Below are 12,527 nucleotides of genomic sequence, written 5' to 3'. Positions count from 1 at the left end.
ATTGACCGGCTCCCTTCCGGGAACGCGCTGCGATGCCCATCGCGCCGAGCGCGAAGCGCTGAAGGTCGCCGACAATGAGCGGGTTTTGGCGGAAGCTGCGGCTGCCAAGGCTGAGGTAAGGGCGGAAGCCGGAGCCCGTCAGACAGAAATGGGCAATCGGGTCTCGCGCGTCGTGGCCGACGAGGCGCCCCGCAAGGCCCGTCAGGCCTAATACTTCAACACCTGCGCCCAATCCCACGGGCGCGGCCATTGCCCTAGCAGATGATCGCAGGGTGGCGAAAAACGGACTGGTTATAATGAGCGCACATGTCTATCCACCCGCTTCACTTGTTGAAGACAATGCCGGAGCGTGGTTGAAGAAGCTGGCGAAATACCGACAGCCGCGTCTAGGGCGTAGCGCCTTCGAACTGTTCATCACTCTTGTCCCTTTCGCCATCTTCTGGGCGGCTGCTTGTCTTTCGCTGACCAACAGCTTCTGGCCCGGGCTGATCGCGATCCTTCCTGCCAGCGGCTTCCTGCTTAGGCTGTTCATGATCCAGCACGATTGCGGCCACGGCTCGTTCTTCGCCCGTCGCGGACTCGATGACTGGACCGGCCGCCTGCTTGGGGTCCTGACTCTGACCCCATATGACTATTGGAGGCGCGCTCACGCCGCCCATCATGCGACTGCAGGCAATCTCGACGAACGCGGAGTCGGTGACATCACCACGCTGACGATTGCCGAATACCGTGCCCTTTCGCCGATAAAGCGGGTCGGTTACCGGCTGTACCGGCACCCGCTTGTGATGTTCGGGATCGGGCCAGCTTGGCTATTCCTATTCAAGCAGCGCCTACCGTTCGGGATGATGAGCTCGGGTGCTCTGCCTTGGATTTCGACCATGCTGACGAATATTGCGATCGTCACGCTGTCTGCCTTGATGGTATGGACCGTCGGTTTGGCTACCTTTCTCCTAATCCACCTGCCGGTCGCACTGCTGGCAGGTGCGGCTGGCGTTTGGCTCTTCTATGTACAGCACCAATTCGAGGAGACGCATTGGTCGGGGGGCGAGGATTGGCGGTTTCCCCAAGCGGCGCTGCATGGCGCCTCGCACTACGATCTTCCGCCGGTGCTGCGGTGGCTCACCGGCAACATCGGCATCCATCACGTCCATCATCTGTCCAGCCGGATTCCCTACTACCGCTTGCCGGAAGTGCTGCGCGACCATCCGCAACTTGCCTGCATTGGACGTATCACCCTCTGGGACAGCCTCAAATGCGTCAGGCTCGTGCTTTGGGACGACCGGCGCCGGAGGCTGGTTTCATTCCACGACGCAGCCTGATCACAGTCTATGCGGAGGCGGGCTCTGTTTGTGTTGTGCTGCAGGCTCCGTGCGGCGGCTACCGCCGTCTACGGCGAGGACGCGCGCTGCTCGCCATAGCTTCAGGTCTGCCGACCTATTCGCGTACGCCTCAATCGGATGGGGGCGTCCGATCAAATATCCTTGCAGAGCATTGCAGCCTTCCTCGCTAAGGAAGGTCAACTGCTCCAACGTCTCGACGCCCTCTGCAATGATATGCATTGATAGGCCTCGGCCCAGCCCGACGATCGCACGAATGATGGCGGCCGATTGCGGGTTCTTCTGAATCATCCAGACAAAGGACTTGTCGATCTTGATCTTGTCGAGGGGGAAAGACCGGAGATAGGAAAGCGACGAGTAGCCGGTTCCGAAGTCGTCCAGGGCGATCTTCACGCCGGGCGATTTCAGCCGCCTGAGGATCGAACTTGCCCGCGAGAAGTCGTCGAACAGCACACTCTCGGTTACTTCCAGCTCTAGCCGCTTTGGGTCGAGCCCCGTCTCAAGCAGAACCGAGTGCACCAAGTCAGGAAGATCGCCCTGGCGAAACTGCACTGGAGACAGGTTGACGCCACCTGGACCAGTTTCACCCACGAAGCCGCCTCGCGGCATGCCTCCCGCAGCACCCATTCGCCGATAGGCACGATCAGTCCGCTCTCTTCGGCCACCGCAATGAATTCGGCGGGTGGGATCATCCCTCGGTCCTTGTGGGACCACCGGATCAGAGCCTCGAAGCCGACGATTTCGCCGGACATGCCCGCCTGCGGCTGGTAGTGCAGGAATAATTCGCCACCTGCCAGCGCAGACCGCAAGTCTTGTTCGAGGGCACGGCGTTCGCGCAGCTTGCGATCCATGTCGGCCTCGAATATCCGGAAAACACCACGGCCGTCGGCTCTAGCGAAGGGGAGGCCAACCTCACGGTTGATCGCCTCGATGCGATCCATGAGGATGTGCACGGACGAGCTGCCGGCGGAAAGCTGTTCGGCAGGCCGTAGCGGCCGGGTGATGTATCCGATCTCCCGCTGGCCGCGATGCTCGTAGTGATTTCGAGCGCCCAGTGGTCATAGACGCGCTCCGTGCGGGCGCTCGATTCTTCCCAATCCTGAAAGAAGCGCACCTCGCGCGGCACGAAATCGAACCAGTTGGGCTGCAGTTCAAGAAACGGCGTCTGTCCATCGGAGCATCGGAGCCGACCCAAACGCGCCGTTTCATCTCCGGCCGGCGCGCTTCGCGCCTGTCGCGTTCGATCCGGGCGCACCGCGTGAGAAAGTTGCGGACATGCACGATGCCATTCCCGGCTCGGCCGAGCAATCGGTAGAGCGGGCCTGCTACGATCTTCTCGTCGGTCGTCTCGCCGTGCTTGATCCATGCCGGATCGAGCAGATCATTCGCTCTCCAGGGCGGCGATGTTCGGATCGACGATCGGCCCGGCGCGCCATTCGATCTCGCGGCCAAGCGAGATCTGTACATAGTCCGCGGCGCCTGCGCCTGTCGGCACAAAGGCGAAGGCGCTTTGCCATGCCATTCCGAAATCTGGAACTCGCTGCCCCGCAGTTCCACCCACAGCGCCTTTACGTCCCCGCCGCGGCGAGCGAGGGCTTCCGTCATCCAGGGCCGCAACTCAGCGACTCGGCTGCCGTCGGGGGCGAGCACTGATCGCACGTCGCGCCAATAGGCGTCGTCGATACTGGCCGCGGTGAAAGTGAAGCCCGGAAATTTCTTCGTCAACGCGGCCGTAAGCGCTGCCTCGTCTGCACCGGCCGGAAGAGCGGCCAGAACAGCCTCGATCGAGGCGCATTCTCCGAAATCTGCGCCATCGGACGATCTTATCAGTCCGACCCCATCTGGTCTTTTCCCATCTCCACCGCGCTGCCGGTGATGTCAGGTGCGTCGGCCGGCGCCGCGTTGAGGTGATGCTCGAGCGCTTCGATGCTCGTCATGACGTCGGCAAACGCCGGCGGCGTGCCGAAAATCATCGCCGACATGCGTTCGTAGTCGGCCGAGAGCTTGGCGCGCATGTCGGCGGTCGGGACAAGACGATAGCTTCCTGGCACCGCACGATCGTAACGATGATCGGGTGCGCGAAACATCAGTTCCTTGTGCTGCCGGCAGGCTTCGGCGAGATCGAGCATCGACGCCGTGGCCACTCCGTAGTCGGGATGCGTCCAGATCTGATGGACGTCGTAGTAGTGCCGCGAATAACGATTGAGATCCGGCACCGGCCGATCGGGCTGCGCTCCCGCGCTTCGCTTCTCGGTCATTTCGGTCATTGCGTGCAGGATCAGCACCTTCTCCCAGAAGGTCCGTTCCGGCTTCACCGTCATTACATTCGGCACTGATAGGTCCGCGCCGGCTGGCATTTCCGAAGCGATGTAGGGCACGATCTCGCACAGCTCGGCCGGCTCGGGATCGGGACGCGCGCCGCCTTCGATGCGGAGGCGGCCTGAACATATCCGTTGCCGGAATCGAACACGCTCTTGTAGCCGACCACGAGAATATCGAGCGCATCCTTGTTTCGATAAGCATCGAAGCCGAAAGCGAGGGAGAAATGTCCATCCTGCCCGGCCGCTTCTTCGATGGCCGCGGTCTCCTTGGCCAACAGCTCCTTGAGGGGACCAGAAATATATTGCCGTGCTGCCTCGTCAACCTTCTCGGCGAGAGCGCGCTGTTGCTGATTGACGGAGGGGAGGGCAGCGATGTCGGCTTCCAGCGGCACCTTCAGGTCGGCCTTGTAGATTCCGATGTCGATGTCCTCGGAGAACCGACTAATGAGTCCATATGCCTTGCTGAGGCTGGTGCCGCCCTTGAAATAAAGACCTACCGGATCGTTCGGGCGCCGGTTGAACAGAAAGTCGAGCACCCAGCAGACATAGAGGTCCTTCTCGACGTTCTCCGCTCGTGTTTCCAGATGCGCGGCAACGGTCGAGAAGAGCGCTCGACGGTCGTCGACGCTCGAGCGAAGGATTTCAATGAACGTCTGTTGCATGGTCCTCCTTCGCCCGATCCGGGTCTGGCTCGCTTTCGGCGAGCTTTCGGGCGATCGTCTCGACCAGCGGATACATCCATGCAGGGACGGCATGAATGTTGTCGCGCAGGTCCTGCACGATCTCTTCGCGGTTCGGATCGCGCGACAGATGCCGGACGATGCCGTTCACGGCCGCGTCGAGGCTTGATCGCTCATCACGAAACCACGTCAGCGCCTGGATCACGCGCATCGCCGGCCGGCCAGCCCAGAACGCCGTCTTGGCCGAAACGCGCTTGAAATCGAGCTTATAGATGACCGGCCGTGCAGCGTTCGGATCGCCGGCGCTGGCCTCGATCTCGATCGTTCGTGGGTAGGTGTCGGCATAGATCGTCGAGCGGGCCGGGACGGCCGTGGTCAAGCCGAGGTCGTTCGCCGCGGTCATGCCGTCGACCAGCACGCGCAGCTTGTCGCGTCGGGCAATGGCGTCGATGAAGGAGGCGCGCGGCGGAAATACCATCTTGCCGGTCAGCTTGCTGATGCCCGGCTTGTCATACAAACCGCGATAGGGACGGCGGATGTCACCGCGCAGGGTCAGCCTTTGCAGCGCCTTCTCGACGGCGTTGGGCGTTCCGATGTCGAGAAAATCGGCGCGTGACCACACACCCGAGGGCGCTGCCTTGGCGATTCTGTCATGAATGCGATCGAGAGTGTCGGACGTGGGGTCTGGCATCGGTCACCATCGGCTGTCCGAAGATTATATATAAAAATTGGTCAGTAGCAACCTCAAAGCCTGTTACTGACCAAAATTTGCATTCAAAGTTTGGTCAGTATCGACGATGACAAGCGAACCGGCGAGTATAGCGGAGGTGTCCGCTCATGCACAATCTGCCGATCGTCCGGGATTTGTGGAGCGCGGAACTAAGACACTCCGGAAGGCGCTCTTGCACCGAAGGCGTGAATCGACCCGAAGCGGACGCTTCATCCGACAAGGTTGGCGATGGCCGAACCCCTCAAAACAATGGGCATCATCTACAGGACTTTCTTAGATCGCCTACTGAAGAAGGATCGGAATTCTATTCCCTCAGGGATCGCCGACAACATCAAGGCCGCAAGCCGTCGGCGACGAAACTCATACGATCGGCGGACGACGAAACTAGAATCGGAAGCCACCTCAAAACAAGGTCACTTTCTCTCGAACGTCCGTGAGATGATCGCTGCCAATTTGTCGGCTAGTCTTATCGGGATCGCGGGATCGGCAGCTTGCGAGACCGTTCTAGGATCGGTGGCCGGATCGGCTGTTTGGGTTTCGGCCTTTCTAGTGAGAGCGCTCAATTTCCGGTCGGTGAACGGATATCGCCCTTCGACATCGAGAAGAACGTCCGCCTTGGCGCGGAAAACTTCAATGAGCGCGCGCTCCCGATTTCGGGAAGTGGACCGCAATTTCAGGTCATGCAGGAGTGTGTTGAGCTTACGCGCGATATAGGCCGCGCGGCCGCGATCGGACTGGTTCAGACTGAGTGACAAATGGCCAGCCGCCTCCTGAAAAGGTGGTGGGGACGCGTGGCCGCCAATAATAGACGTTCCCGCGCCGTGTCAGGTTCTGAATTTCATGTCGGATCGCCATCGCAAACAGCCCATTTCCGCAAGTCGATGCGCCGGAACCGTGCATCAGCTTTGTGCCTCAGTTTTGGGCACAAACGGTGGCGGGGCCAATTCGAAGGGATTCCCAGCCGGGAAGATTTCCCTTGGAAATCAAAGGCTTGAAAAATAAGCAAATGATGGCTGGGGCGCCAGGATTCGAACCTGGGAATGTCGGTACCAAAAACCGATGCCTTACCACTTGGCGACGCCCCAGCAGCCGGGCCGTGCCCGCTGCGCGCGGCCTTATAGGACGAGGCGGGAGAAAGCTCAATGCCATGATGGCAACTGAACCGGGCTGATCCACGGGTCAGAATGTCGCTTCTCCGCCGCGGCGTTCTTCGGGTTGGCTATTCGCCCCAGACGGCGAGCTCGTTGCCTGCCGGATCGGTGAAATGGAACCGCCTGCCGCCGGGGAAGGAAAAGATCGGCTTGACGATGGCGCCGCCGGCATTCTCGACCGCCTCCAGCGTATCTTCCAGGTTTTCGGAATAGAGCACAGGCAGCGGCCGGGCGGTCGCCTCGCCGGCATCAGCCTGGAAGCCGCCGTCGAGCCCCTCGGCAAAAGCGGAGTAGGTCGGCCCATAATCGGTGAACGACCATGAAAACGCCGCGCTGTAGAACGACTTGACGCTGTCCAGCGTGCCGCCGGTCGCCGGCAATTCCAGATAGTCGAGTTTCCCGTTGAGTTTCATCACGCTACTCCACTCCGTTCTTGTTGTGTTCTATATCGTGGAGCGGATAGCAGCAAGTCTTTTTGACGCAGCTTTTGCTTAATCGATTGTAGCGGCGGCGCTTGCTTTGCCGACACCTTGCCTTTCGCACTGCAGCATCCTATCGCTCGGATCGGAAGGGCGGGGAACCGGGCCGTGGTCCGGGTGTTGTCTATCTTCCAACGACTTGGAGGGCGAGCATGACCAAATGGGTTTACACCTTCGGCGACGGCGCCGCCGAAGGCCGTGCCGGCGACCGCAATCTTCTCGGCGGCAAGGGCGCCAATCTGGCCGAGATGTGCAGCCTCGGCCTGCCGGTGCCGCCGGGCTTCACCGTCACCACGGAAGTCTGCAACGCGTATTATGCCAATGGCCGCACCTATCCGGCCGCGCTCGAGGCCAATGTACTGTCGGCGCTCGACCACATCGGCGCGCTCACCGGCCGCCGTTTCGGCGACCCGTCCAAGCTGCTCCTGGTCTCTGTGCGTTCCGGAGCCCGCGCGTCGATGCCCGGCATGATGGACACCGTGCTCAATCTCGGTCTCAACGACGAGACGGTCGAGGCTTTAGCCACCGAATCCGGCGATGCCCGCTTCGCCTATGACAGCTACCGCCGCTTTATCCAGATGTATTCCGACGTCGTCATGGGCCTCGACCATGAGGTTTTCGAGGAAATCCTCGAGGACCAGAAAGCGAGCCTCGGCCATGAGCTCGACACCGGGCTTTCGGCCGTCGAATGGCAGGGTGTGATCGCACTCTACAAGGCCAAGGTCGAGGAGGAGCTCGGCAAGCCGTTCCCGCAGGATCCGCGCGAACAGCTCTGGGGTGCGATCGGCGCCGTGTTCTCGAGCTGGATGAACAACCGTGCCATCACCTACCGACGCCTGCACGACATCCCGGAAAGCTGGGGCACGGCGGTGAACGTCCAGGCCATGGTGTTCGGCAATATGGGCGACACCTCGGCCACCGGCGTCGCCTTTACCCGCAATCCTTCGACCGGCGAAAAGCACCTCTATGGCGAATTCCTCGTCAACGCCCAGGGCGAGGACGTGGTGGCCGGCATCCGCACGCCGCAGAACATAACCGAGGCGGCGCGCATCGCCGCCGGCTCAGACAAGCCGTCGCTGCAGAAGCTGATGCCGGAGGCTTTCCAGGCTTTCGTCGACATTTCCGACCGGCTGGAAAAGCACTACCGCGATATGCAGGACCTCGAATTCACCATCGAGCGCGGCAAATTGTGGATGCTGCAGACCCGCTCGGGCAAGCGCACCGCCAAGGCGGCGCTCAAGATCGCCGTCGAGATGGCCAAGGACGGGCTGATCACCAAGGAGGAGGCGGTCGCCCGCATCGATCCCGCCTCGCTCGACCAGCTTCTGCACCCGACCATCGATCCGAAGGCCGCGCGTGATGTCATAGGCATGGGCCTTCCCGCCTCGCCGGGCGCCGCCACCGGCGAGATCGTTTTTTCGTCCAGCGATGCCGAGGATGCCAAGTTGCAAGGCCGCAAGGCGATCCTTGTGCGCATCGAGACCAGCCCAGAGGATATCCACGGCATGCATGCCGCCGAAGGCATCCTCACCACGCGCGGCGGCATGACCAGCCATGCTGCGGTAGTGGCGCGCGGCATGGGCAAGCCCTGCGTGTCGGGCGCCGGCTCACTGCGCGTCGACTACAAGGCCGGCACGCTGATCTCGATGGGCCAGACCTTCCGCAAGGGCGACATCATCACCATCGATGGCGGCAATGGCCAGGTGCTGAAGGGCGCCGTCGCCATGCTGCAGCCCGAACTGTCGGGCGATTTCGCCGCCATCATGGAATGGGCGGACGCCGCGCGCCGCATGAAGGTGCGCACCAACGCCGAAACGCCGCTCGACGCGCGCATGGCGCGCTCCTTCGGCGCCGAAGGCATCGGGCTTTGCCGCACCGAGCACATGTTCTTCGAGGGCGACCGCATCGTCGCCATGCGCGAGATGATCCTGGCCGATACCGAGAAGGACCGGCGCTCGGCACTCGACAAGCTCCTGCCGATGCAGCGCTCGGATTTCCTCGAACTGTTCGAGATCATGGCCGGCCTGCCGGTGACGATCCGTCTGCTCGACCCGCCGCTGCACGAGTTCCTGCCCAAGACCGAGGCCGAGCTCGCCGAGGTCGCGGCGGCCATGAACGTTTCGGCCGACAAACTCAGGCAGCGCACCGAGGCGCTGCACGAATTCAACCCGATGCTCGGCCATCGCGGCTGCCGGCTCGCCGTCTCCTATCCGGAGATCGCCGAAATGCAGGCGCGTGCCATTTTCGAGGCGGCGGTCGAGGCCGGCCGCAAGGCCGGCGCGCTGGTGGTGCCGGAAATCATGGTGCCGCTGGTTGGCCTGGTGAAGGAGCTGGAATACGTCAAGGCGCGCATCGATGCGGTCGCGCAAAGCGTCATGCAGGAGACCGGCACCAAGATCGAATACCTGACGGGCACGATGATCGAGCTGCCGCGCGCGGCGATCCGCGCCCATGTCATCGCCGAGGCGGCCGAATTCTTCTCCTTCGGCACCAACGACTTGACCCAGACCACTTTCGGCATCTCGCGCGACGATGCGGCCTCTTTCCTTGAAACCTATCGGCAGAAAGGTATCATCGAGCAGGATCCTTTCGTTTCGCTGGACGTTGAAGGCGTCGGAGAACTGGTGCGGATCGCTGCGAAGAAGGGCAGGCAGACACGGTCGGACATCAAGCTCGGCATCTGCGGCGAGCATGGCGGCGATCCGGCCTCGATCCGTTTTTGCGAAGAGGTAGGCCTCGACTATGTGTCATGCTCTCCCTACCGCGTGCCGATCGCCAGGCTGGCTGCAGCGCAAGCTGCCGTGCAGATCGCGAAGTCCGCACCGCGTGGCTGAGAGCCCGCCGCGAGCTTACGCTTTTGTAAGCAAAGTCACGCGAACGTGCGCGTGACGGCCCCCAATCTCGACACTGTTTCCACCCAGTTTCGCGGTCTCGAACCCGCTGGTGTAGAGAAACAGATGTTGCAGATTCCCCCCGCCACATTCCAGTCCATCCTGATCCTGCAGACCAAGTTCATCGGCGATATCGTGCTTGCCTCGACATTGTCGAAGAACCTGCAGCTCCAATATCCAGGCGCCAGGATCGTCTTCCTGTGCGAAGCCCGGTTCGCCGGTTTCCTCACCGCGCACGGTATCGCTTCGGAGGCCGTGACTTTCCGTCGCTCCCATATGCGCGGCACGCCCCTGCAGCGCGGGCGGGAACTCGTTCAGACGGTGCGAAAACTGCGTCGCTATCGCTTCGACATGACCATCGATCTCGCCGATTCGAAGACTTCGCGGATCGTTTCGCGGCTGGTCAATGCAAGGACCCGCGTAGGATATCATCCGACCGAAAAGCCGTTACGCTGGCTTGAGCGCCAACCCGCCAATGTCAGGGCAAAGCCGTTCGGCTATGGCGAACGACACTTTCTTTATCGCTACCTTTCGCCATTGGAGGCGCTCGGCGTGGATCTGCGCGTGCGCGTCCCCGCCATCCGGCCACTGCCATTTGAGACGACACGAGCGGTGACGTTGCTGGACAAGTTCCACCTTCGGCAGAACGCCTTCGTGGCCGTTCATGCCGGAGCCAGCTTTCCCGGCCGCCGCTGGCAGCCCGAGCGCTTTGCCGCCGCGATCGACCGGATAGCGGCCGAGACCGGCCTGAACGTCGTCCTGGTCGGCGGTCCCGACGAGAACGAGGCGACGGACAAGATCATGGCAGTCGCGAAAACGCCGGTCGTCAATCTGGTCGGCGCGCTCTCGCTCGAAGCGCTGCTGGCGCTGCTCAAGGAGGCCCGGCTGTTCGTCGGCAATGAGAGCGGCCCGATGCATATGGCGGCGGCGGCCGGCACTCCGGTGGTCGGCCTGTTCGGGCTGACCAATCCCGTCCGGTGGGGACCGGTCGGCGTGCCCAGCATCTCGTTGCGGCCGTCCATGCCTTGTGACTGCGTCGGCGGCGACTTGTGCCGCCGCACCGATCCGAGCAAGGCGTGTTGCGTCTGGCGCCTGGAGGTGGAACCCGTCGTCGAAGCAGTGCGGGAACTTCTGTCGCGGACCGAAGCGGCCCCTGGAGCACCCGGTCCAGCACATGATCCTTTCCAAAAATCGGAATCGATCTTGCGTCGCTGACATCCGGCTCGAAAAGGATCATGCGCAAGATCAAGGTGCTGCAGCGCCCTTTGTGCGTCCGAGAGGGCGCGCGGCCTGCAGTTCATGCCGCATCGCGGTTTTGGGGATAACGACAAGCATGAAACCAAATGGTCCACGCAAATTGTCGCGTCGTTCCTTTTCAGACGCGAGCCGTCCCGATTTTCGCCTAGATGCGGGTCTTGTTGGCGCCATCTTGCAGTGAACGGCTCAAAGGGCCGGGGCTTGGAAAGAATGACGGATCTGCTTCAGAGATATCTTTGCGCGATCGCACTGTCGGTCGCGGTCGTGTCGGCAGGCAATGCCGCGACGCTGGTCGAGCCCACCCTGCATGTGAAGCCGCAGGGCGGTGGCGGGCGGGTCGCGCTCACGCTCGATGCCTGCGGCGGGAAGACCGATACGCGCATTCTTTCGGCGCTTGTGGAGAACAAGATCCCGGCGACCATTTTCGTCACCGGCATCTGGCTGAAGCGCAACGGTGCGGCCGTCGAGATCATGCGGGCGCATCCGGACCTGTTCGAACTGGAAAATCACGGGGGCCGTCACATTCCTGCGGTCGACACGCCGCGCAAGGTCTACGGCATCAGCAGCGCCGGCAGTCCCGATGCCGTTCAGGCGGAGGTCGAGTCCGGCGCTGCAGCCCTTGGCAGCGCCGGCGGCCCGGCGCCGAAATGGTTTCGCGGCGCCACCGCTGAATATAGTCCGTCGGCAATCGCGATGATCCGCAAGCTGGGCTTCAAGATCGCAGGCTTCTCCATCAATGGCGACGGCGGCTCGCTGCTTGGGGCGAAGGAGACCGCTCGGCGCATCGCTGCCGCCAAGGACGGCGATGTCATCATTGCCCATATCAACCAGCCGACCCATGCGGCGGGCGAGGGGGTCGTTCAAGGCCTGCTGGCCCTGAAGCAGAAGGGCATGACCTTCGTTCGGCTCGACGATACTGAGGATGTGGGCAATGACGGCACGACCGACTGATCGGTTCAATAGGTGACCGGGCCGTGTTGAGATCACGTCAGGCCGGCCGCGCCTGAATATCAAACAGCCTCAGTCCGGCGAGGCTTCGACCGTGACCTTGCTCGTGTAGAACGCGCCGTGATCGCGGATTTCGGCCATTTCGTCGAAGGTCTGCTCATAGGCCCACATAGCGTCCTTGCCGCCTTCGCCGGCCGGCAAGACACTCCAGTAGCTCGCGTCACCCTTGTAGGGACAATGCGTCGAATGCCCGGTCCTGGCGAGCTTGCTGAAATCGATGTCGTCGAAGGGGATGTAGAAAACAGCCGGGTAGGGCGGTTCCGACAGCAGCCTGGCTCGGGTCGACCTGGCGATGACCGTATCGCCTGCGCGTACCGCGACGCTGCCGCGATATGGCTCGACTGTTATTACCTTGTCTGGGTTGCGCTGAAAGCCGGGGGCGGGGTTGGCAAGCTTGTCCATGCGGATCTCCTTGGGGGAGACTTACATGTGTCGAGCACAGCCACGGCGCAAGCTCGCGCCATATGCGGGCGTCATCACCATTGATTGAACGTTTGCCGTCCGACCCTCAGGCGGCGGTCTTGAACGCGTCCATGAGCCCGGCATAGGCGGCGGCGATGCCGGCCACCGGATTGGTGCTTCTCGCCGCGGTCTCGACTTTCAGCGCCCCGCCCATGGTCGGCAGCGTCAGCAGCAGGAACTGGCGGTTGCCGCCGCCTATGCCGGGCTCATG

General features: G+C 62.2%; 9 protein-coding genes, 1 tRNA gene and 3 pseudogenes. 6 read left to right on the top strand and 7 right to left on the bottom strand.

Annotation, left to right across the window (positions count from 1 at the left end; genetic code table 11):
- Together EOA38_RS14170 and EOA38_RS14165 are read left to right on the top strand one after the other, a co-directional pair.
- Positions 1 to 211: pseudogene (locus tag EOA38_RS14170) on the top strand (hypothetical protein); the annotation flags it as partial.
- A gap of 85 nt (positions 212 to 296) precedes the next feature.
- The gene (locus EOA38_RS14165; protein ID WP_126095197.1) at positions 297 to 1,319 is read left to right on the top strand and encodes a fatty acid desaturase; all 1,023 of its coding nucleotides are present in this window, start codon (positions 297 to 299) and stop codon (positions 1,317 to 1,319) included.
- On the opposite strand, the pseudogene EOA38_RS14160 reads toward EOA38_RS14165, so the two are convergent.
- The 4 genes and pseudogenes from EOA38_RS14160 to EOA38_RS14150 form a co-directional block, all read right to left on the bottom strand.
- A pseudogene (locus EOA38_RS14160) lies at positions 1,320 to 2,233 on the bottom strand (EAL domain-containing protein); the annotation flags it as partial.
- Positions 2,234 to 2,718: 485 nt separating this feature from the next.
- A complete protein-coding gene (locus tag EOA38_RS39180; RefSeq protein ID WP_189350238.1) occupies positions 2,719 to 2,859 on the bottom strand; it encodes a hypothetical protein in 141 nt (46 codons plus the stop codon).
- Between the two features lie 304 nt (positions 2,860 to 3,163).
- A pseudogene (locus EOA38_RS14155) lies at positions 3,164 to 4,320 on the bottom strand (nucleotidyl transferase AbiEii/AbiGii toxin family protein).
- Positions 4,301 to 5,029, bottom strand: coding sequence for a DUF6088 family protein (locus tag EOA38_RS14150; protein ID WP_127221462.1), 729 nt, complete (start codon positions 5,027 to 5,029; stop codon positions 4,301 to 4,303). Before EOA38_RS14150 ends, EOA38_RS14155 begins: the two are co-directional and overlap by 20 nt.
- Before the next feature lie 569 nt (positions 5,030 to 5,598).
- On the opposite strand from EOA38_RS14150, the gene EOA38_RS39175 reads away from it, so the two are divergent.
- Positions 5,599 to 5,820 carry a hypothetical protein gene (locus tag EOA38_RS39175; protein ID WP_189434663.1) on the top strand — a complete coding sequence of 74 codons (222 nt, stop codon included), beginning with the start codon at positions 5,599 to 5,601 and terminating at the stop codon, positions 5,818 to 5,820.
- Between the two features lie 258 nt (positions 5,821 to 6,078).
- Here the strand turns inward: EOA38_RS39175 and EOA38_RS14140 are convergent.
- Both EOA38_RS14140 and EOA38_RS14135 read right to left on the bottom strand, forming a co-directional pair.
- Positions 6,079 to 6,153 (bottom strand) — tRNA-Gln (locus EOA38_RS14140).
- 134 nt (positions 6,154 to 6,287) lie between these two features.
- Positions 6,288 to 6,632, bottom strand: coding sequence for a VOC family protein (locus EOA38_RS14135; protein ID WP_126095193.1), 345 nt, complete (start codon positions 6,630 to 6,632; stop codon positions 6,288 to 6,290).
- A gap of 218 nt (positions 6,633 to 6,850) precedes the next feature.
- On the opposite strand from EOA38_RS14135, the gene ppdK reads away from it, so the two are divergent.
- From ppdK to EOA38_RS14120, 3 genes are all read left to right on the top strand, one after another.
- Positions 6,851 to 9,532, top strand: coding sequence for a pyruvate, phosphate dikinase (gene ppdK / locus EOA38_RS14130; RefSeq protein WP_127299457.1), 2,682 nt, complete (start codon positions 6,851 to 6,853; stop codon positions 9,530 to 9,532).
- A 123-nt stretch (positions 9,533 to 9,655) separates the two neighbouring features.
- On the top strand, positions 9,656 to 10,804 hold the full coding sequence (locus EOA38_RS14125; protein ID WP_127299456.1) for a glycosyltransferase family 9 protein: 1,149 nt from the start codon (positions 9,656 to 9,658) through the stop codon (positions 10,802 to 10,804).
- A 252-nt stretch (positions 10,805 to 11,056) separates the two neighbouring features.
- A complete protein-coding gene (locus EOA38_RS14120) occupies positions 11,057 to 11,797 on the top strand; it encodes a polysaccharide deacetylase family protein (RefSeq protein WP_127299455.1) in 741 nt (246 codons plus the stop codon).
- Positions 11,798 to 11,866: 69 nt separating this feature from the next.
- On the opposite strand, the gene EOA38_RS14115 is transcribed toward EOA38_RS14120, so the two are convergent.
- On the bottom strand, positions 11,867 to 12,256 hold the full coding sequence (locus tag EOA38_RS14115; RefSeq protein ID WP_127222522.1) for a DUF427 domain-containing protein: 390 nt from the start codon (positions 12,254 to 12,256) through the stop codon (positions 11,867 to 11,869).
- Positions 12,257 to 12,527: the final 271 nt, after the last annotated feature.

This window comes from Mesorhizobium sp. M1E.F.Ca.ET.041.01.1.1 (assembly GCF_003997355.1).
Classification (GTDB): Bacteria; Pseudomonadota; Alphaproteobacteria; order Rhizobiales; family Rhizobiaceae; genus Mesorhizobium.
The sequence above is the reverse complement of the archived record's forward strand: the minus strand, read 5'-3'. Positions and strand labels throughout refer to the sequence as shown.

Coding starts and splice junctions, on each gene's coding strand:
- EOA38_RS14165 (WP_126095197.1), top strand. CDS start 297: ATGAGCGCACATGTCTATCCACCCGCTTCACTTGTTGAAGACAATGCC.
- EOA38_RS39180 (WP_189350238.1), bottom strand. CDS start 2,859: ATGGCATGGCAAAGCGCCTTCGCCTTTGTGCCGACAGGCGCAGGCGCC.
- EOA38_RS14150 (WP_127221462.1), bottom strand. CDS start 5,029: ATGCCAGACCCCACGTCCGACACTCTCGATCGCATTCATGACAGAATC.
- EOA38_RS14135 (WP_126095193.1), bottom strand. CDS start 6,632: ATGAAACTCAACGGGAAACTCGACTATCTGGAATTGCCGGCGACCGGC.
- ppdK (WP_127299457.1), top strand. CDS start 6,851: ATGACCAAATGGGTTTACACCTTCGGCGACGGCGCCGCCGAAGGCCGT.
- EOA38_RS14125 (WP_127299456.1), top strand. CDS start 9,656: ATGTTGCAGATTCCCCCCGCCACATTCCAGTCCATCCTGATCCTGCAG.
- EOA38_RS14120 (WP_127299455.1), top strand. CDS start 11,057: ATGACGGATCTGCTTCAGAGATATCTTTGCGCGATCGCACTGTCGGTC.
- EOA38_RS14115 (WP_127222522.1), bottom strand. CDS start 12,256: ATGGACAAGCTTGCCAACCCCGCCCCCGGCTTTCAGCGCAACCCAGAC.